At 30.6% G+C, this 19,711-nt stretch carries 28 protein-coding genes; 7 read left to right on the top strand and 21 right to left on the bottom strand.

What is annotated here, in order from left to right:
• Window positions 1-482 precede the first annotated feature (482 nt).
• The 4 genes from elxI1 to KA833_RS11300 form a co-directional block, all read right to left on the bottom strand.
• The gene (gene elxI1, locus KA833_RS11285; RefSeq protein WP_046207080.1) at window positions 483-701 is read right to left on the bottom strand and encodes an epilancin biosynthesis-related protein ElxI1; all 219 of its coding nucleotides are present in this window, start codon (window positions 699-701) and stop codon (window positions 483-485) included.
• Window positions 702-712: 11 nt separating this feature from the next.
• A complete protein-coding gene (locus tag KA833_RS11290) occupies window positions 713-988 on the bottom strand; it encodes a hypothetical protein (protein ID WP_210128341.1) in 276 nt (91 codons plus the stop codon).
• 117 nt (window positions 989-1,105) lie between these two features.
• Window positions 1,106-1,297: a hypothetical protein gene (locus KA833_RS11295; RefSeq protein ID WP_107359914.1), complete on the bottom strand. Its 192-nt coding sequence runs from the start codon at window positions 1,295-1,297 to the stop codon at window positions 1,106-1,108.
• Window positions 1,298-1,436: 139 nt separating this feature from the next.
• Window positions 1,437-1,616: a hypothetical protein gene (locus KA833_RS11300; RefSeq protein WP_064209644.1), complete on the bottom strand. Its 180-nt coding sequence runs from the start codon at window positions 1,614-1,616 to the stop codon at window positions 1,437-1,439.
• Window positions 1,617-1,804: 188 nt separating this feature from the next.
• Here KA833_RS11300 and KA833_RS11305 point away from each other — a divergent pair, with 188 nt between their 5' ends.
• The 4 genes from KA833_RS11305 (at window position 1,805) to KA833_RS11320 (ending at window position 2,694) form a co-directional block, all read left to right on the top strand.
• The gene (locus KA833_RS11305; RefSeq protein WP_046207083.1) at window positions 1,805-2,005 is read left to right on the top strand and encodes a hypothetical protein; all 201 of its coding nucleotides are present in this window, start codon (window positions 1,805-1,807) and stop codon (window positions 2,003-2,005) included.
• Window positions 2,006-2,069: 64 nt separating this feature from the next.
• Window positions 2,070-2,276 carry a hypothetical protein gene (locus tag KA833_RS11310; protein ID WP_107359915.1) on the top strand — a complete coding sequence of 69 codons (207 nt, stop codon included), beginning with the start codon at window positions 2,070-2,072 and terminating at the stop codon, window positions 2,274-2,276.
• A gap of 21 nt (window positions 2,277-2,297) precedes the next feature.
• The gene (locus KA833_RS11315; protein WP_157948043.1) at window positions 2,298-2,438 is read left to right on the top strand and encodes a hypothetical protein; all 141 of its coding nucleotides are present in this window, start codon (window positions 2,298-2,300) and stop codon (window positions 2,436-2,438) included.
• 22 nt (window positions 2,439-2,460) lie between these two features.
• Window positions 2,461-2,694 (top strand): hypothetical protein, encoded by a 234-nt coding sequence (locus KA833_RS11320; RefSeq protein ID WP_107359916.1) that lies wholly within the window; start codon window positions 2,461-2,463, stop codon window positions 2,692-2,694.
• A 219-nt stretch (window positions 2,695-2,913) separates the two neighbouring features.
• Here KA833_RS11320 and KA833_RS11325 read toward each other — a convergent pair whose 3' ends face one another.
• The 8 genes from KA833_RS11325 to KA833_RS11355 form a co-directional block, all read right to left on the bottom strand.
• A complete protein-coding gene (locus tag KA833_RS11325) occupies window positions 2,914-3,132 on the bottom strand; it encodes a hypothetical protein (protein ID WP_107359917.1) in 219 nt (72 codons plus the stop codon).
• A gap of 738 nt (window positions 3,133-3,870) precedes the next feature.
• The gene (locus KA833_RS11330) at window positions 3,871-4,320 is read right to left on the bottom strand and encodes a GNAT family N-acetyltransferase (RefSeq protein ID WP_210128340.1); all 450 of its coding nucleotides are present in this window, start codon (window positions 4,318-4,320) and stop codon (window positions 3,871-3,873) included.
• Between the two features lie 90 nt (window positions 4,321-4,410).
• Window positions 4,411-4,533: a hypothetical protein gene (locus KA833_RS14025; protein ID WP_280953368.1), complete on the bottom strand. Its 123-nt coding sequence runs from the start codon at window positions 4,531-4,533 to the stop codon at window positions 4,411-4,413.
• Window positions 4,534-4,774: 241 nt separating this feature from the next.
• Window positions 4,775-5,386, bottom strand: a complete 612-nt coding sequence (locus tag KA833_RS11335) for a stage II sporulation protein M (RefSeq protein WP_204179743.1) — start codon at window positions 5,384-5,386, stop codon at window positions 4,775-4,777.
• A gap of 114 nt (window positions 5,387-5,500) precedes the next feature.
• Entirely contained in the window at window positions 5,501-5,641 is a 141-nt protein-coding gene (locus KA833_RS11340) for a hypothetical protein (RefSeq protein WP_019469856.1), read from the bottom strand.
• On the bottom strand, window positions 5,638-5,805 hold the full coding sequence (locus KA833_RS11345) for a hypothetical protein (protein WP_019469855.1): 168 nt from the start codon (window positions 5,803-5,805) through the stop codon (window positions 5,638-5,640). The genes KA833_RS11340 and KA833_RS11345 overlap by 4 nt, the downstream gene beginning before the upstream one ends.
• A 145-nt stretch (window positions 5,806-5,950) precedes the next feature.
• The gene (locus tag KA833_RS11350; protein WP_107359920.1) at window positions 5,951-6,148 is read right to left on the bottom strand and encodes a hypothetical protein; all 198 of its coding nucleotides are present in this window, start codon (window positions 6,146-6,148) and stop codon (window positions 5,951-5,953) included.
• Between the two features lie 321 nt (window positions 6,149-6,469).
• Window positions 6,470-7,015 (bottom strand): hypothetical protein, encoded by a 546-nt coding sequence (locus tag KA833_RS11355; protein ID WP_210128339.1) that lies wholly within the window; start codon window positions 7,013-7,015, stop codon window positions 6,470-6,472.
• A 276-nt stretch (window positions 7,016-7,291) separates the two neighbouring features.
• Between KA833_RS11355 and KA833_RS11360 the strand changes: the two genes are divergently transcribed.
• Window positions 7,292-7,507, top strand: coding sequence for a hypothetical protein (locus KA833_RS11360; protein ID WP_210128338.1), 216 nt, complete (start codon window positions 7,292-7,294; stop codon window positions 7,505-7,507).
• 1,471 nt (window positions 7,508-8,978) lie between these two features.
• On the top strand, window positions 8,979-9,119 hold the full coding sequence (locus tag KA833_RS14105) for a hypothetical protein (RefSeq protein WP_481906380.1): 141 nt from the start codon (window positions 8,979-8,981) through the stop codon (window positions 9,117-9,119).
• A gap of 349 nt (window positions 9,120-9,468) precedes the next feature.
• Here KA833_RS14105 and rpsR read toward each other — a convergent pair whose 3' ends face one another.
• From rpsR to rpsF, 3 genes are read right to left on the bottom strand one after another with little or no spacing between them, the layout of a single operon-like run.
• Window positions 9,469-9,711, bottom strand: a complete 243-nt coding sequence (gene rpsR, locus KA833_RS11370; RefSeq protein WP_042737618.1) for a 30S ribosomal protein S18 — start codon at window positions 9,709-9,711, stop codon at window positions 9,469-9,471.
• A 48-nt stretch (window positions 9,712-9,759) separates the two neighbouring features.
• Window positions 9,760-10,269 carry a single-stranded DNA-binding protein gene (gene ssb / locus KA833_RS11375; RefSeq protein WP_046207091.1) on the bottom strand — a complete coding sequence of 170 codons (510 nt, stop codon included), beginning with the start codon at window positions 10,267-10,269 and terminating at the stop codon, window positions 9,760-9,762.
• Window positions 10,270-10,287: 18 nt separating this feature from the next.
• Window positions 10,288-10,593, bottom strand: coding sequence for a 30S ribosomal protein S6 (gene rpsF, locus KA833_RS11380; protein ID WP_019469843.1), 306 nt, complete (start codon window positions 10,591-10,593; stop codon window positions 10,288-10,290).
• Window positions 10,594-10,984: 391 nt separating this feature from the next.
• Here rpsF and KA833_RS11385 point away from each other — a divergent pair, with 391 nt between their 5' ends.
• Window positions 10,985-11,782 (top strand): GH25 family lysozyme, encoded by a 798-nt coding sequence (locus KA833_RS11385; protein ID WP_210128337.1) that lies wholly within the window; start codon window positions 10,985-10,987, stop codon window positions 11,780-11,782.
• Window positions 11,783-12,068: 286 nt separating this feature from the next.
• Here the strand turns inward: KA833_RS11385 and ychF are convergent, their stop codons facing one another.
• The 6 genes from ychF to KA833_RS11415 all read right to left on the bottom strand — a co-directional run bounded on the left by ychF (window position 12,069) and on the right by KA833_RS11415 (window position 19,363).
• Window positions 12,069-13,166, bottom strand: coding sequence for a redox-regulated ATPase YchF (gene ychF / locus KA833_RS11390; RefSeq protein WP_107525538.1), 1,098 nt, complete (start codon window positions 13,164-13,166; stop codon window positions 12,069-12,071).
• A gap of 13 nt (window positions 13,167-13,179) precedes the next feature.
• The gene (locus KA833_RS11395) at window positions 13,180-13,383 is read right to left on the bottom strand and encodes a DUF951 domain-containing protein (RefSeq protein ID WP_046207094.1); all 204 of its coding nucleotides are present in this window, start codon (window positions 13,381-13,383) and stop codon (window positions 13,180-13,182) included.
• A 20-nt stretch (window positions 13,384-13,403) separates the two neighbouring features.
• Window positions 13,404-14,288 carry a mechanosensitive ion channel family protein gene (locus KA833_RS11400; RefSeq protein ID WP_046207095.1) on the bottom strand — a complete coding sequence of 295 codons (885 nt, stop codon included), beginning with the start codon at window positions 14,286-14,288 and terminating at the stop codon, window positions 13,404-13,406.
• 408 nt (window positions 14,289-14,696) lie between these two features.
• A complete protein-coding gene (locus KA833_RS11405; RefSeq protein ID WP_046207547.1) occupies window positions 14,697-15,065 on the bottom strand; it encodes a Na-translocating system protein MpsC family protein in 369 nt (122 codons plus the stop codon).
• A 169-nt stretch (window positions 15,066-15,234) separates the two neighbouring features.
• Window positions 15,235-17,841: a DUF2309 domain-containing protein gene (locus tag KA833_RS11410; RefSeq protein ID WP_210128336.1), complete on the bottom strand. Its 2,607-nt coding sequence runs from the start codon at window positions 17,839-17,841 to the stop codon at window positions 15,235-15,237.
• Between the two features lies 1 nt (window position 17,842).
• Window positions 17,843-19,363 carry an NADH dehydrogenase subunit 5 gene (locus KA833_RS11415; RefSeq protein WP_210128335.1) on the bottom strand — a complete coding sequence of 507 codons (1,521 nt, stop codon included), beginning with the start codon at window positions 19,361-19,363 and terminating at the stop codon, window positions 17,843-17,845.
• Between the last annotated feature and the right edge of the window lie 348 nt (window positions 19,364-19,711).

Raw genomic sequence — 19,711 nt, forward strand, 5'->3', positions numbered from 1 at the left:
ACAGTTACTTTATTTACGTAAATGGTAATCAATGTTTTTAAATACAAAAAGACCCCTAATAAAAGGGGCCTTATAACGGGAGTTATGAATCTTCTGCATGCCCAAGGGCACACAGAAAACCCATCTCCTCATTTTCGCACACCCGTGGGCATGCAAAACTAATTATAAAACTACGTGACAGTAATGTAAATCTTAAATTTGTAACATGTGCTTGATTTCATCTTATAATTTTATTTTTTCATTTAATGCAATAAGGGATTATAACTATAATGATAGACAGCTATATTATAAACTTATCTATATGTATCATTGAATTTGATAACTTTCAAAACATTGATTTGATGCAGTTTTTTGTTTCAAAGCACTATACTTTTTACCTAAATATAGCGCTAGAAAGAGATTGATTTATAAAAAGATGGCTAATATCTTCAAAATCATTCCAAATCTTCTTTTCAAATAACACAAAAATATGATGTATGACTTTATTCATTATTATGTTTTTCTTTGATCATTTCAGAAGGTACTGCAAATACAAATAGTAAAATAAATAATATCAATGCTAAATGAGGAATATCTTCAAGAAAATACCATCTTAAATTCCAATCAAACATCATATTCGCATATTTAACAATATACTTACTAAACAATAAAATAACGCATATCCATACTAAAACATCTAAAATCTTAGTGATAAGTTTCATGTATAGCCCCCTTATAAGTTATAAAAAATAAACGCTATAATTACAATAAAGAGAAAATCAAAAATGATTTTCTTGATATTTTTTTCCATAACGTGTGGTATCGCACCTATGATCAAACTTAGTATAATAAGTATACCAGACCCGTTAACAATATAGTCCAGAAATTTCCATTCAAAGATCAAAGCTAGAATCAATGAGGCAAATACTAAGATCAAAGCTACTATGCCAAAAGTGTTTGCTATAACTTCTATTGTCTTATATTTTTTCTTATTATTTTCATGATTCATAAAATGCCTCCCAAATGCAATATGAACATTCATTTTAAAATACTTAAGATTAGTATTTATGTTTTTTAAATTTCTATGAGTGGACTATAAAGGTAGAAAGCACTTTAGTTAAGCCTTTTAACGGTTACTTTTCTTTGAAATTTCAATACTTTTATAAAGCAAAAAGCCTGCATTTAAAACAGTTATTATTGCAAAAATCACGGTAAGAAAAACATTAAGATGATTGAATGTACCAAAAGCAAATAATAATACTAAAATTATATTCATAAAATTAGCAATGATAAAACTCATATCCATATTATTTCTCAAATTTCTCACTCCTGTTGAACTAATACTTTTAGAAAAATATTTCACTCGTATTTACATAAATTTATATATTGAGTTAATTTATTAATAATGTGCTGAATTATCCAAATGTCTCTATATTTCTTTAATACACTATCTACACTTAGTAATTATCTTCTCTTTTAGCTCTTAATGCCTTAATCATGTAATAGATATTTACTGTAGTCACAATTAAAGCACCAACGCCAACTGTAATAGAATTATTGTAAAATGAATAAACAGCAAATATGAGCGCACCTATAAATATAACAAATGAAACAATTATCTCAATATTATTCCACATATAAATACCCCTTTTTGTTATAATATTATTTCAATGCTAACATACTTTTTATAAAGTATATGTTGCATCCATCAAAAAGTAAAAATTTTAAATTCATATATATGATTTAAGCAATATGACACTTAAATACATTAAAGTTATTCGAATAAACAGCAACACACCCAAAGTATTCTAGGAGTTGACATAATTTGAATAGATTAATTGATGATATGGGTTTTTGGTATGAAGGACATACACTATCTTATCCTTTAATATTTGCAGATTGCACAGTTACATATAGCATTATGGAATTAAAAGTACTTTTAGAATATTATCAAAAAGATTCATGGTGGAAAAATTATACTATTGCACTCATGGATTTCGAGTCAAAATACAATAATGCTGGGTAGTTCATTACAAATTTTTGAATCCAAATTTTAAAAATAGAGAATCAATATCTAAGGGGCGAAGAAAGTGAATAAGAGAATAGCTATACACCATACAATTAATATCATTTTAATGATAACACTCATAATTTTTAATTATACAAACATTAGTGGATTTACCACTTCATTAATATTAGCAGTACTCTTTATGGGTAATGCAATTTTATTAATACGGGCTAGTACGAAAAAAATAGAAAAAGATGGCGTTACGATAGATGATTATAACAAGAAGTAATATAACTTTACGAGGAGTGTTATGATGCAATTTGGCAAATATAAAATTGATGAATTTTACCTAATTGTGATTGGCGGATTTTTAATAACATCTATTTTTGTACCATTCATGCTCATTTCAGTGGTGTTAATGGTTATTTTAGGATTAGAAAAAGAAACATAGTATATAAAAGGAGATTGGTATAATGGAATTCAATAATTGGACAGTTACAATTAATGGCAAAGGATCATATAATATAGTCAGAGACGAAGATACACTAGTTATTTTAGAAAACTATCAACACGTTGCCCTATATTTAAAATTGGAAAATGATGCTATAAAAGTTAAATCACTAAGTTATGGAAATGATGTATCGTTTAATGTTGATACAAGAGAAATCATTGTAAATGTTATAAATTTATTAGATGATGACAATTAATCTAAATCATCACTACGCAAACTTCAACAATAATGAAATTATAGAAAGTTCACTTAAAAAACTTAAAACACTGTTAAATAGCTTTTATAAGCAATTTAATATGATTTATTATGCATATCCTTACCTTTATTATCAAAGTTATGCCTTTTTTCCTTAATATTACGTATGTTTTATATCAAACTTTATTAAATAAATTTATTTATACCTTTTTATTATTAATCAAGGAATCAAAGTGTAAACAATAGTAACTAGAACCACCACAACAAGAATTATAACATTTGTTATTCCTACCTTTTTAAGTTTTTCTTGATATTCATTATCAGACATTTCATTTTTCTTTTTACTCAAAATATAATAAAAAGTAAAAATAGAATAACCAATAAAAATCACGAGTGAAATCACAACTAAAATTAAAAATATAATTTTTAGTATATCCATTTTATTCATCTCCTAATAATAATTTATCCATCTTTCAAATTGATTATCTGTTTTTTTAGTTCAATCATAGTATTGTACTTTTCATTAGGTTCCACTTCAGACAATAATACATCTAGTGACCTATCATATATGCTCTTAGCTTTAGATTCGTCTTCTTGAGCCATCATACTATATAAATATCCAATTTCTTCAACTAAATTTGCACTTTTATTTAAATAGATAAGTTTTTCTTTATTAGCATCATGATCAATTAAACCATCTCTAATACCGTATTTAATTGCATAATAAAGTAAAATAGCTGAATAAAATTATGTATATAAAAACCAAATAAACACAGTCTTTCATTTTTCAAATTTATGTGTTCTGTTACTCATTAATTTTTATTATTTTTCTTATTTAAATAAATGGCTAAAAATGCAATTCCGATGCAAAACCACATTCCCAATATTGAAAACCAAATTGTCATCGTAAATTCAGTCCTTCTTCTTAGTTTTATTATCTTTCTTGTAATAAATCTTATTCAAAAAAAGTGATATCTGCTAAATAGCTACCTCCAATAACATCTACAATAAATGATGCGATAGTTGCAAACACCTTTCTAAGAAATTTCATATAAAAGTCCTAATAAATATTGTTTTAAATATGATTTCATACTAACATACCCTAGATTAAATTTATGTTGTGTAAAATTAGTCTGTATTTCAATTGTAAAGTTATGAGATCTTCCTAAAAGTCACATTACAATTCCTTTATAAAACGAATCATATCCCTACACAATATGCCATTTTCATAAATTTTTTCATTATAATTTCTATCATAAAATCCTACATCTATATTACGCATTCTAAAACCCATTTTTTGATAAAATATAATTTGCCCAATACTAGAATTACCTGTTCCAACCTCGATATTTTTGTAACCATTCTTCTTGGCATATTCAAAAGGATTTGCTAACAACTTTTTACCAATCCCCATTTTCTGTTTAGATTCTAGTACTGCTATGTTAACTAATTCAATTTTATCTTGATTAATTTTTTGTAATACATAGCACCCTAAAACTTCATTATTTTCTTTATATACAAAGCATTCTCCTTTTTTTAAATAATTTAAAATTAAATTTTTTGATGGGTCTGCCAGCAAAAGAAGTTCAATCGGTGCTTCACCTACAGATTTCAGCTTTTCAATCATAATGATCACTCTTTCAAAACGTTATTTTTTGTGCTTTTTAAATATAATACGAAAACACCCATCAGAAATTATACTGATGGGTGGAAATAGCTAATTTTCTTTTTTTGAATTTTCTTTAAATCTTTTTTTAATATCCTTAATCAAGGAGCCACTACCTGCAAAGTTAGAAAATGTATTCATTACAAATATTAATATTTTTCCAATTATGTCCATACAGCATTCCCCTTTACTATATAGATACCTTATTTCCCCATAAAATAATCACACATTTAGTATGAATATTACTTTATTTTTTAAGTGAACATTATCTTCTATTTTGTTGCTTCTAAGATATTGCTAATTAATTTCATGTATCTCTGTTCTATTGCTTTTATATACAAAATTTATTAACTCTCAAACTCTACGAATTTTTAGATACAACCCCTTATCAATATTTCTGCTAATGGTGAGTTATTTATATAACTGAAAGAAGAGAATATAAAATTTTTCTTAAATATTCTTCACAAATTGCTGCTAATACTATTACTGGTATCACTACAAATATATAGATTTTAATTGTATTATAAAGTGATTTTATTATTGATGTTCTTTCACCATTCTTTTTAAATAGCTCTCTGATTTTACTTCGAATTGATTTATTTAGTTGAAACAATACACTTGCAAATATACAGAAACCTAAAATTTCTAGTGTAGTATGAGGAAATACAGATATGATATTGGCTATAGCTTTATAAAAATCAATTTTTAATAAAATACCAATCACAATACCTGGCAATACAGAACTATATATCAAATTAAAGAAATATAAAAATTGAATAGGTATTAGTGAAAGCAGGAACATTTGTAGTGGAACTATAAAACCATTATTTACGATATATATAATAACTGCACCTAGTCCTGAAGATTGTTTAACAGAACGAGATATATCGTTATCTATACCTTTAATCATTGCTTCCACATTCATATCGATACTATATGTAATTACAATTGTTAAGATCATTATACTCAGACTAAATAAAAATATTTTTAAAGTTCTAATAATAAAACCTTTATCAATAACAAACATAGACTTCTCCTTGCATTTTGTGTAGTTCACAACCAAACACAAACTAACATATTAGAAATATGAACAACCTACAGCAGCACGTATTGATGTTTAGAATTGTATTATACATATAACTCATTTCTTTTTTTCATCCATAAAATACAATGACAGTAAAGCAAAGAAAGCACTAACAATCCATAATCCAGAAATATAAAATAAAATAGCTGTTAACCCAGAGAAAGTAATCTTTAAAATTTTCAAATCTTTTTTCTTCATAATTTTCCACCTTTTTTTAAACCTTCTCCTACAAAAACAGATCCTACAAACCCTATTAACCCATTAATCAAAGATGGCCAAAAATTCATATCTCCCATATAAAAGGAAACTAAAAAAATTAATCCTCCAGTCACTATACAAATTATCCATTGACTTAATTTCATAGACTAAAATACTCCCTTCTAGAAACCTTTATTTCAGTTTATTTAATCTTATTCAGAATATAAATATAAAAAATAGGTCAAGTACATAGATGTTTATCCTACATACCACTCCTCATATCAAAAGTATTGGGTTACATACTTCTATTCATAAACCTTTACGTTTAATTTGTCTGTATACAAAGATGATTGCAACCATTAAAGTTATGCTATCAAGTACCTTTATAAAAATTGAGCCAAACTCTAAAATTTCAATTTTAAAAATTGCACCTATTATAGGTAAGAAAATATTAAAACCTATTAATACTAATAAAATTGCTAATATTACTTGTTGTGATTTAGGCAATACAAACACCTTCATTTCTTATTATATAAAAGCTAAATATTAATATTAAGAGAAACCCACTCCACAAATCTATGGAGTAGGCTAAATATTTATTTAAATTGCCTTAGTGTAAAGAAATATTAAACAGAAGTATTTTCATTACTTTTTATTATTAGAGTTAGAAGAAAATAAAAATGCACCAAAAAATAATAATGGGAATATGGCAAATAAACGTATGTTAAAAGAATTATCATCAAAAATAATTGGCAAAGAAATATAAATTATAAATGTTATTACTAAAAATATTAGATAAATTTTTTTATTATTACTCATATGTAAAACCTACAAAACAATTGCTATAAATGCTCTAGCAACAACATATGCAAATTGTTTATTAAAACCAAAGTTATTAGTTAACCCATTCGCTATGCCATCTGCTAAGTTGCCTTCAAAACCTGTTAAAATATCACAAAATTTATTGATACTTTGATAATGGAACATAACGAGTTTAGTACCAGTTGTATTTTCTATTTTCTTTACCAATTTATTCCATGCCTTTTCACCGACTTTATTTACAGTAGCTCTAATTGCTTGAGCTCCTGCTTTTGCAGTCATTGTAGCTTTTCCTCTTTCAGCTACACCATCTCTATAATTTTTCACTTGGCCTTTTAGCCTGTCAGCAACTGCCGGATCTTTAAAATCACTTTTACTATTATCAATCTCTTTTAATAGTGCATCACCAATCGCTTTTCTTTGATTCATTTCTTTATCTATTTCACTTCTAGTTTCAGCATTCGCCTTACCAGAATCAATAGTAAAATATACAGGACCAGATAAAATCGCAGTAGCTACACTAGCAGTTAATATTTTTTTAATTTGCTTATTCAATGTTAAATCTCCTTTTATATAATAATTCTCCCAAATTACTATATAAATAACATCCCCAAAATAAGTTTAACAAAATTAAAGTTCATTTCAATTAAGGTAGTGTAAAAATAATTTTTTGTTGTGTATGAACGATAGCTCCTCAACATCTATAAACCTCTAACACTACATCCATTAAACGGTAATAATACAATATCATCCCAAGAACTAACGTTCATTTTTTACATTGTTAACAATTAGTTGTTTCCATGCTATTCTTATACAAAAAGGTGATTAATAATGAGCTTACCTGTTGCGATAATATTAGGAATCATCATTATACCTATTTACGCTTATTTTTGGGCATCCATATATCGTTGGGAAAATAATAGAAGAGTAAGACGTAACAATTTTAAACCTATGACTAAAAAGTTATTCTATTGGAATTTATTAGTACATGGTATTTTTGCTGCAATTTTCGTTATTATTGTAATCTACTTAAGTTATTTTAAATAAGTTACTTTAAAACCATATTATTAATTAAACAAGATGTTTCTATAAATACTAACTTTTTGGAATGATCTTTTGATAAACTTGAGCTATTACATTTTTTGATATTGGCAATTATTATTTTTTTTACTAATGCAATCGGACTTTTTTTATTTTGGTTATCTAGTCTTATTCTAATAATAGACAGATGCTCCATTTTAGTGCATTAACTCGTAAATTAACAAAATGCTAGAAAAGTTTTGTTGACCTCTTCAATTTTATGGATTGTAAAATTAAAAGATCAAACAAAAATTCAATAAATCGTACCCAATACTTACATAAAGGAGCGTTATTATGGATATACTTATAGGAATCATAATCAAAATAATAGATATAATTGTAGCTATAGTAAGCATATTTGAACAGGAAACATCAAAGTTATTGAGTAAGATGTTTAGACGCAAGGATAAGAAAGTCGATGAGAAAAAAGAATAGCAGCAATAACTGTGTCCTATCATACGTACGCAAAATATAATAATACCTATTACGTTTACAAAGGGGTATCGCTGTGGAGTACATTATAGGTATAGTAATTAAAGCAATAAGTTTCATATTAAGTACAATGCTCGATGGTTACTTGTATTTTAAGGAGTTCATTAAAGAGAGAAAAAAGAATAAGGATTAACCATTTACTACGTGTCTTTTCACACTAACGTCCTATTTTATGGTTGCGAGATACATAATGAAATTTTAATTAAATAGCGTTGAAAGGGGAGTAGGTAATGAACAAGCCATTGTATATACATCACATAATTAATCTTGTCCTATTGATACTCCTATTAATATTAGATTATTTCAATACTATTAATTTGACTGTGGCAATATTACTTATCCTTTTAATTTTAATAAATTCTACTTTATTACTAATTGTTTCCAGAAAAAAAGAAGATAAAATGATACACAAAAATTCTAAAACGTTCAAATCAGAAGACTTATCATCTTTACCTATAATTATATTTTTTATCATTTTATCAATTCATAATATATTAACTAAAGATAGTATAATCTTTTTGAGCTTTTCAATACTCAGTTTAATTGTTTTTATACTTATTCTAATATTAGAAATCAAATCATATTTAAAACGCAGAAGAAATGATAAGGATAGTAAATAAAGGGAGGGATATTATGAAAATAGGTAAATGCAAATACGATTACAACTATTTAATTATGTCCATACCACTTTTAGTAGTATCTATATTTGTACCAGCAGTTTTTGTAGTATTTGTAATTTGCTTAATATACGGATTTGAGAAGCGTAAATAGGAGGAATATTATTAGATTCGGTAAATATAAAGTAGATGAAACGTACTTTGTTTTCGCAATGACATTTCTAGTATTATCTATTACCACAATGCCTTTATTTTTGGTTATTAGTATATCTTTTTTAGCATTTAGCTTTAAGAAAGAGAAGTAGTAAATAACAAGGAGGAATTAAAGAATGCAGTTTAATAATTGGAATGTCACTATAAATGGAAAAGGTTCACATGATGTCGTTGTTAATGACGATACATTATTAATTTTACAAGGATTTCAACGCGTTGAAATAGCGTTGAAAATAAAAATGATTCCATGCAAATAAAATCTTTAGGCTACAGCGAAGATGTAAGTATCAACCCTGTTACAAAAGAGATAACTGTTAATGTCGCTAATTTATTGGAAGATGACGAATAGTTCTGAAAAAAATGAACAAGTCAAAGTTTGATTTATTAAATGACAAATGATTTTCTTCATGGGTAAATCGTCTCCTTTTATTATTTTTATATGTAGAGATAACAAATGAATCTACTACAAGAATTATATTATTAATTGGTTTGTTTTTAATTATGTATTTTGGAAGTTAGAATTTTCACATCCTGCCTTTTTCGATCCAAACGCACAAAAAATACCCCGCAAGCCTTAGCCTACGGGGTTTTCAGATACAATATCTATTATTGTTCTTCTTTAACATATGGTAATAATGCCATATGACGTGCACGTTTAATAGCTAAAGTCAACATACGTTGATATTTAGCTGAAGTACCTGTTACACGACGTGGTAAAATTTTACCGCGTTCTGAGATAAAACGTTTTAATAATTCTGTATCTTTATAGTCGATGTGTGTAATTCCGTTTGCTGTGAAATAACAAACTTTTTTACGACGACGTCCGCCTCTTCTTGGTCCACCTGCCATGGTAACTGCCTCCTTTTAAAATTTTTTAGTTTTATACGTTCATTATAATTAGAATGGTAAATCATCATCACTAATATCAATAGGGCCGTTTGCATTTGCAAATGGGTTATCTGATTGATTATTGTTTGATGGATTATTGTTGTTATTGTTTTGATAAGAAGACGTATTTTGCCCGGATTGTTGTCCACCAAAATTTTGGAAATTATTATTTCCTTCTTGAGCATGACGCTGATTTTGGTTTTTAGGTTCAAGGAATTGAACGCTATCACAGACAACTTCAGTTACAAATATACGACGACCTTCTTGGTTTTCGTAGCTACGTGATTGAATGCGACCGTCAACGCCAGCTAGACTACCTTTGAATAAGTAGTTATTTACATTTTCTGCTTGTTTTCTAAAAACAACGCAGTTAATAAAATCAGCTTCGCGTTCCCCTTGCGCATTTGTAAACGTACGATTTACTGCTAGAGTAAAAGTCGCAACACTCACGCCTGAGGGTGTTGTTCTATATTCTGGATCTTTCGTTAAACGACCGACTAAAACAACTCTATTTATCATTTAAACGACCCCCATTTATTATTTTCTTGTCTTATCTTCGTCTTCACGAATTACGATATAACGGATGATATCGTCTGTGATTTTAGCTAAACGTTGGAATTCGTCAGTCGCTTCATTGTCTTCAGTTTGGATACGTACGATGTTGTAGTAACCTTCACTGAAATCATTAATTTCATAAGCTAAACGACGTTTGCCCCAATCTTTAGTTTCTAAAACCTCTGATCCGTGAGAAGCTAAGATACCGTTGAAACGTTCAACAACAGCTTTTTTAGCATCTTCTTCAATGTTCGGACGAACGATGTACATAACTTCATATGTTCTCATTTTATAATTGCACCTCCTTGTGGTCTATGCGGCTCACCATCTTTGTGCTAAGCAAGGAATAATTTTCATTACTCACAATTAAGAATTATAGCACAGAGCTTTACATTTTACAATGATTATCAGACGTTCAAAATGACATTTTTATCTCATGTTTCATATGAAACATTTCATTACCTCAGCATCCTACAACTTGCAAATTCACTCGATATTCCATCTAACTCATAAAATATTATATTCCTTTTTAAATGATTATAAATAAATTTAAAAGTTATTTCAGATAAACTTGATAAATCATTTTAATTCTAATAGCATATCATATACGTTCTTGATTTATATCATTAAAATCAAAGGACATGTTTACATAATTCAAAATTAATCAAAGGAGATTTATATGACTTCAGTTATTAAAAAAGGATTGCTGTCCATGAGTGTCCTATTTGCAACTACAATAACATTTAATACTGTACATGCAACTGAAAATACAGCAAGCGAAAAAGGAACCATGGGATATGGCTATCAAAAGTATATTGAAAAACACCCTGAAGAAAAAAATAATGAAACTCAAGAAAGTGCCTTTCGTTCAAACCCCAATACAATCGCTACTGGTGAAAGGGTCTTAGATATTTCCGAATGGCAAGGTAAGCTTTCAGCACAACAAGTCAAAGATTTAAAAGCAAATTATGATTTCATTATTATTCGTGCACAATATGGTTCTGAAAAAGTCGATGCAACATTAGAACATAACTCAAATTTATTAGATAAATATAACTTGGACTTTGGTGTTTATTCTTATAGTATGTACGAAAATCCTGATGATGCCAGATATGAAGCGCAAACTTTATACAATCGTGCACCTAAAGCCAGTTTTTATATCAATGATTTTGAAGAAAATACTGTGACATCGGGTACCGCTGATGAAAGTACAACTGCCTGGTATGACAAAATGCGTAGCCTTGCTGGAGATAAAAAAATCTTATTTTATTCATATGAAAACTTTATGAAAGAACATGCTTCAGAATCAGTGGGACAATATGATGGTTATTGGCTCGCTAACTATAACCAAGAGCAACCAACACAAGAACATGTGTTATGGCAATATACAGATAGCTATGCTTCACCTGAATTAAACCAAAATGTCGATGCAAATTATACGGGACCTGGTGTAGACACATCATGGTTTACATCTTAAGTTTTTCATCGCAGCATTCATAATGCTATTTTGATAAGTAAAACTTAGTACAACTAATGTCATGTCACTTTTACCTTTAACCAATATTCGTATCACCGTTTGTATTTATTCATACATCAAGGATTAAGAAGTATATATAGTTAAAATTTTAACTTTATGCCAATTAAATTTAACGAAAAAATTTCTATGAACAAAATGAACATTCAAGACTCCCGGCATACTTACTTTCCAAATTTCTGAAAAAAGCTTACGTGTTACCATATTAAGTAACACGTAAGCTTTTATTTTATACATTAAATCTAAAGTGAACGATGTCTCCATCTTTCATAATGTATTCTTTACCTTCTAATCTTTGTTTTCCAGCTTCTTTAGCACCATTTTCACCATTAAATTCTACATAATCATCGTAGCTCGTTACTTCTGCACGTATGAAACCACGTTCAAAGTCAGTATGAATAATCCCTGCACATTGTGGTGCTGTCATACCTTTTATGAATGTCCAAGCACGTACTTCTTGTACACCCGCTGTAAAATAAGTTGCCAAACCTAATAAGTCATAAGTTGTGCGAATTAAACGATCTAAACCAGGCTCTTCAATGCCTAAATCTTCTAAGAACATTGCTCTATCATCATCATCCAATGTAGCAATTTCTTCTTCAATCTTAGCACTGATAACAATGACTTCTGAGCTTTCTTTTTCAGCATATTCACGAATAGCTTGAACTTTTTCATTATCTTCATCGCCAATTTCGTCTTCTCCGACATTAGCAATATATAACATTTCTTTAGATGTTAATAATTGTGCTTGGTTTACATATTTTTGGTCTTCTTCCGTAAAATCTAAACTTCTTACTGGATTACCTTCTTCTAAAGCTTCTTTAATTCTTGATAAAATGCGAACTTCATTAACCGCATCTTTATCTTTTTGTCTTGCCATTTTTTCTAATTTTGGTAGACGTTTTTCAACTGATTCCAAATCCGCCAATACAAGTTCCATATTGATAACTTCAATATCATCAATAGGATTAACACGGCCAGAAACATGCGTCACATTATCATCATCGAATGCACGTACGACTTGGCAAATTGCATCAACTTCACGAATGTGAGATAGGAATTTATTTCCTAACCCTTCACCTTTTGAAGCTCCTTTAACAATCCCTGCAATATCAGTGAATTCAAAAGTTGTTGGGATTGTTTTCTTTGGTTGTACCATATCTGTCAATACATCTAATCTATGATCTGGAACTTCGACAATCCCCACGTTAGGATCAATCGTTGCGAATGGATAATTCGCTGCGAGCGCACCCGCTTTAGTAATTGCATTGAAAAGTGTTGACTTCCCTACGTTTGGAAGCCCAACGATACCTGCTGTTAGAGCCATTTATTCATTCTCCTTATTTTTCCGTATCTTGATGAGATACTAATATTTTTTTCATTTTTTTATTAAACGTTTGTCGTGGAATCATAATGCTTCTTTGACAATTTTCACATTTTATTCGGATATCTGCGCCTACACGAATGATTTTAAAGCGATTCGTACCACAGGCGTGTTGCTTTTTCATCTCTACAATGTCATTTAAACCGTAATTTGATGTCATTCTGTCACTCCTCCGAATATTTAAGCGTTATTTTGTTGATTAGGGTCATATTGTAACATCATCGGCTTAGGTGTTTTAATCTCTTTTTGCTTAAACAATTTCAATATCTCTTTTCTTAAAATACGCGCTCCGGAAGCACCCTCACCTGGTATTGTTTCAGCAGACACACTCAATACAATTTCATCTCGACTGATTGAATTGATACCAACGACTTGTGGTGTAGAGATAAACAAATAATAATTTGTTTGTATAGATTGAAAATAGTCTGTGAGTACATTTTCTACTTGATCAATATCTTCCTCTACCGAAACTGGTATTTCGACAATTGCTTCACCATTGGTCACTGAATAATTTGTAATCTCACCCATACTGCCGTTTGGTAATGTCGTTAATTCACCTGTAATTGTATTTATTTTTGTCGATCTTAAACCTATGACTTTAACTGTACCTTCTGCAACAGTTGTACCACCGTTATTTATTTTAACATAATCTCCTACATCAAATTGATTTTCGAATATAATGAAGAAACCAGTGATAATATCTTTAACAACGGTTTGTGCACCAAAACCAACTGCTAAACCAACAACCCCAGCACTTGCGATAATACCTTCAACACTGATACCAAACTTGCTTAAAATGGTTGTTAACACTATAAACCATACCACATACGATACGATATTTTGAACTAATGATATTAATGTTGCTGAACGTTTTTTATTCGCTTTTTTGCCTTTATTTTGTATTTTGAAAAATTGCTCTATTCCTTTATTAATAAAACGCAATACTATCCACGCTACAATGATATATATCACAATCATAATGAGATTTGAAAGTAGCGTTTGATATGTTTCCGGTTTAGTTAAAGGTTCTATTAAGGAATACATAATACTTTTTATTTGATCCAATCATATTTCCTCCCTTAGTCAAAGACTCTTCTCATTTTATTATAATTATTTAAACTGTTAAACACATCCAACTTCCGACTAAATTTTAAATTTGCAAAACAAATAAGCAGATCATTTGAAGTATATATCTGATTTCATTTACATAGAATGCATACTACAACTTATAGGATAATAATCAGAAGACACCATACTATCATTACTCTCTTTATACTATCAATTTTTAAATATAGTTTATATAATTTTCATGTTTAATTAAATTTAAATTATGTAATTTAAAAAAGACAAAAGAAAAAGAACCATAATTTAAAATTATGATTCTCTATTTCTCAGTAAGTCATATTACTATAAATACACCTTGAAATAAAGGATTTTTCAGTTTTTAGTCATCACTTTCATCAATCATTTTCTTTATTCGGCTATTTTTTTCTCAAGATTATCGTATAGTTTAAATATCATAACACGTTCACCTGTTTTAGAACTCAAATCAGTATGAAAGCCTTTGACTGCTTCACCAGTAACTGAAAAAACAATTTCATCAAGTGCCTCTATACCAGATTCTACAAGCTTAGATCTGGTACGTTTAATTGTTAATAATCCTTCATGTGTCTCACAAACTTTATATTCAGCTTGTGTTAACACACCCTGCAAACTAACAATAATCATATCACGCAAAATATCAGTTTTCACAGACAGTGAACCACGACCAAGGAAGTCTTTTTCCCATTGTGTAATTGCTTTGCTGATTTCAGACTCATAGGTACCTTTAGTTGTTTTCATGTCGAATGCATCTCCCATAGAATCAAAATTAATTGTCGTATTATTTAATAATGCTAACATTATCATTTTTATATACTTTTCTCCATAGTTATATGCAATTACCCAGAAAATAATATAACTATCGCTTACTTCTTCTGTCCTTTAAGAAATCAGAAAAACGTTTTTTAAGTTAATCAACTGACCAATGTTGCCAATCACCAAATTCATCAATACTTGCCAATTTAAGCCAACCATTGTGCACCTTTTGATAAAAATCATATTGCTCATTTAATAGCTGCTTAATATAAGCATTGGGCGCATGCACGACGATGAGTAGTCTAATCGGAGAATGATATATTTTATTGTCTGCCGACATTACAGATTGCCAAGGTAGACCCGTCAACAAATCGCTCGCATTACCTTGCATAACGCCTATACCTGCCGTAATAGTCTGTGTTGTTTTACTACCGCTACCATAATAATGAGGTGCAACAGTTGAGGCATAATACTGTAGATTAATCCAGTGTGCCACGGTAGCTGGACCACTAATGATATTCGCTAAAAGGCTCCCATCATTATCTTGTTTCCAATCATAATTGTGTAAAAAGGCACGCCCTTTTAAGTCGCTGTTTTTTGTTAAATCACGTGAACCTATAATAAATGAAGCGTTTCTCGCTAAGCCCCATTCTGGTCTAATCTCGCTCCAATCATTTGTTAAGCGATGCACTTCTTTGATTGGGTCTTGTTTTAAGATGTGATTGTCTGGTAATGCTTTCAATCGTTGTTCATTTGCGCGATAAGTAATGTCAGGCATTGCGGCTTGAATTTGATTTAAAGCATTTTGTCCAGCTTTTGACATTGTTGGTACGTATATCCATTTTAATTCATCTGTAGATGTTTGGTGCTCCGCTGCCGCAAAAATAGTATCTTCTGGAATGACAATACCTCGCTCATTTAATGCCGTTCTAACTTCAGTCGAGTTACAAAGCTGTGCTAATACCTTCGCGTTAAATCCACTGGCTGCACCACCACATGCACCACAATCAAGTGAAGAAGCATAAGGATTATTCGCACTTTGACTGCCGTGTCCACACAATACGATTAATGGGGCAAACTCTAATTCCAAACCCATTAAACGCAACGCTTGTTGGACATAGTCCACTTTTTCTTCATTTGTAAAACCAACTGGTATACCTTCTTCATTAATATTGCAATGATCTAATGATAACGTTGTATCATTCGGTTTTTGTAACCAACCATCATAAAATTTTCGTATCAATTTACCGATAGGTCTCGGTGCGAAACTTCTTGAAAACATTTGAAGCGTTAACCAAGGGCCACTTAGCTCTGGTAAAAGTAAGCTCGGTAAAGCATTTTGTTTCATCTTTTTAAATGTATACGTTATCGATTTGAGTATGTGTTGATGCTGGCGAAAAGATGTAGGTTCTTGCTCATGCGTGTATTCTTTAATTTTATGTTGCGGTTGATTCATCACAGGTAAAGATGGGTGACTGTGGGATTGTCCCAGTTCTTCTTTGACAATGGGGAGTCCAAAAAACCCAGCAACACCGATTGTCTCAAATGCACCAGCCGCTTCTATTTGTCGACGAAAAGGTTCCGAGCGTACATCTATACAAAATGCCATTTGTACTTGTGGCTTTTGGCTTTCTTGCTCATTATCTTGGTTTGTGGTCACGGTCGCTTCTAATTGATGCTCATATGTTGCTTCCCAAGCCGTTAATAAAATTTGTCTGCGACCATGTTTTTTAAATTGTAATGCAAAATTTATATAAGCATTTTTTTCGGATTCAGATAATTGTTGCCATTGTTCACTGGTAAATATTCCAATATCAAGCCAATGCTCTGCTAATTCATCGTATTCATATGTTATTGAATTTTCTGGTAAATTCACGGGTAAATATGGCTCAACAATTGCCCATTCTATACCAAGACGAATAGCTAAATATGACAATAACATTTGATCATCATTAGACGTTTGTTCATCTTGCCATAGCATCATACCAGCCCATCCAGGTAAAGATAGCAAATGATTTTCCAAATATGTTTGATACTGTGCTTCAGCAATGTCTAACTTTTGTAGGACCATATGAATGAGCGCTTCAGCTTGACTTGGCAGTGTTTTCAACCGTGCGCGTTGTTGCTTGGTCAATGCTGGATCATGTTGTGCCAAACGTTGCCATGCAAAGAATAGACCTTTTTCTCTGTTAGGCATCGTCCATCCGGATTGTGCATCATCTAAATATAATTTGCACCATTTAATAACGTGATAATCTACAATATCTATCAATCGTCTACCATCTTTATCCATAAGATAGGTGCTCACTAATGGCACTGTATGAGTTTCATCATCTAAATTTATTGTTTCATTGTGTTGATTCACTTGTTTTTTGTTTTCAGAATAACGCGTTACGTCTACAATATTAGACAAATCTAACATTGCTCTAGCATATCTTTCAGCAAATTGTCTATCTATCGAGAGCATCGATTGATTTAGCCATGTTTGTAACTTAAATTCAATCATATCTTTATCAATTTCATCACGTTGATATGCTTGTTCAAACATATGCATTGTAGGATAGATATCTACGTCACGGACATTTGTTAACCATTGCGCCACATCTTGAAATGCATTCCGTTCTAAATTTGACCAAGGGTTTCTTGCAGCAAACACAGAAATAGGTGATAAAGGAACGATAACTCGGCTCGCTTTAGCAATTATTTGATCGATATTATCTTTATGTTGACTTTGGTTTGTCACTGCTTTATGTTTCCCCATTTTAGTGTCCTCCTTTTGACAAATAAGATTTTAAATAATTAGGATGACGTTCAACCGTTTCAATTTTTGCATCTCCTAAACGAACTATCCACATATACAAAATTGAAAATACGACAGAAGATCGGTGACGTGCTACCCACGTACTAATTAAGCTACCGAGCAATAAAATGAATGCTACGGCAATAACGATAAAAGCGGGTGGCTGCACGCTATGAATTGTCAAAGTATGTAATGCATCTGAAAAATAATGATGTACCACAAAATAAACTGCACCAACAACAATGAGTATCGACATACCCATGACACGCCCGAAATTACCTTCACCAAAAGCTACCAACTGTGTCCACGAGACAGATAAGGACCATGCTAAGATGAGACCACTTACCAGACGATAACTTTCTTCTGGTGCACTCAACCAAAAACCTAATCCAATTAGAAACGCTAAAATACGACCACTGACTATCCATACATAAGACATTCTTTCATTTGCACGACTCGGGACACTAAAATGACGCACTGCCGACCCAGAACGTAGAAACAAAGTCGCTTTAAATAAGCCATGTAAAATCAAGTGAATGATCGCAGGAATATATGCACCTAATGCACATTGAATTAGCATGAAGCCCATTTGGCCTATTGTAGAACCGACCAATAATCTTTTATAATCCACATGGACTAAACTAATACCTGCACCGAGTAATACTGAAATACTTGCGAAAATTAATAAAACAATAGATGCGATATCGCCGCTAAAGATACCTGAAAATCTGGTTAACATAATACCACCAGCATTAACGATACCAGCATGCATAATCGCAGAAACCGGTGTAGGTGCTGCTACAGATTCAATTAACCAACGTTGAAACGGCCATTGTGCCGCTGGAATCATAACAGCTAGTACAATGAGTAAATTAATGCCAAATTGTGCCAAACCACTAATCATGGATAGATGTGCTTCATTTAAGGCTACAGAATAATGCCATTCACCTGTCGATAATCCAATCCACAAAACAGCACTGATTAACGCAACCCAACTTAACAAGAATAATTTTCCTGTAACTTTTGCTGCCTCACGTGTAACTTTCCAGGCACTTGTTAAACTGATTAAAATCGTAAGTCCTAATAGAGTACATCCCCAACTGATTACCATCATTCTCATATCCGCAGTTAACCAAGCAAATGATGCAAAGGTAGTCGTGAAAGTAAATAAAGTGAAGTATTTTTTATAGCTCTTATCACCAGCTAGATAACGAATACAGTAACGTTGGATAATCACACCAATAACGAGGACAAAACCAACCATGAGCCAAGATAATACGTCAGAACGCCATATACCTACCTCTATATTTTTCTGTGACAATATAAGACCTAAGCTAGCTACAATTGCTGGCAATGCTACAATATAAATATGTATTCGAGCATATTTAGTCGGTACTTTTTTTATTAAGAAAAAGAGACTACTTAAAATTGAAATAGTTAAAGTTAGAAATAATAATGTTAGAAAAATATGCGCGTCAATCATGATCAATCACCTTACCTTCTGTAATACGACATTTAAATTTATAATAGTAATACAACACTTGATTTAAAATTACATTTTCCACGAAAAAAAGCCGACAATTAATAATAAATCCATACTGACTTATTATCATTGTCGGCTTCATTACAACGCACTTATGACGAGTGTTTTGCTTTGCTACCTATTATATATATATTCATTTATTTGAGAATTTGCTTATTCTACATTTTATGCAGTAAGACGTACAATTCCTTATATTCACCACTATTTATTCACTTTTTCAATTTGCCAATACTTTTATTAACAACTTGCTAAAGCTTTAATTATGTAGAAAAACATAGAAAAGTATGC

This window comes from Staphylococcus sp. GDY8P67P (assembly GCF_017892545.1).
Taxonomy (GTDB): Bacteria; Bacillota; Bacilli; order Staphylococcales; family Staphylococcaceae; genus Staphylococcus; species Staphylococcus ureilyticus.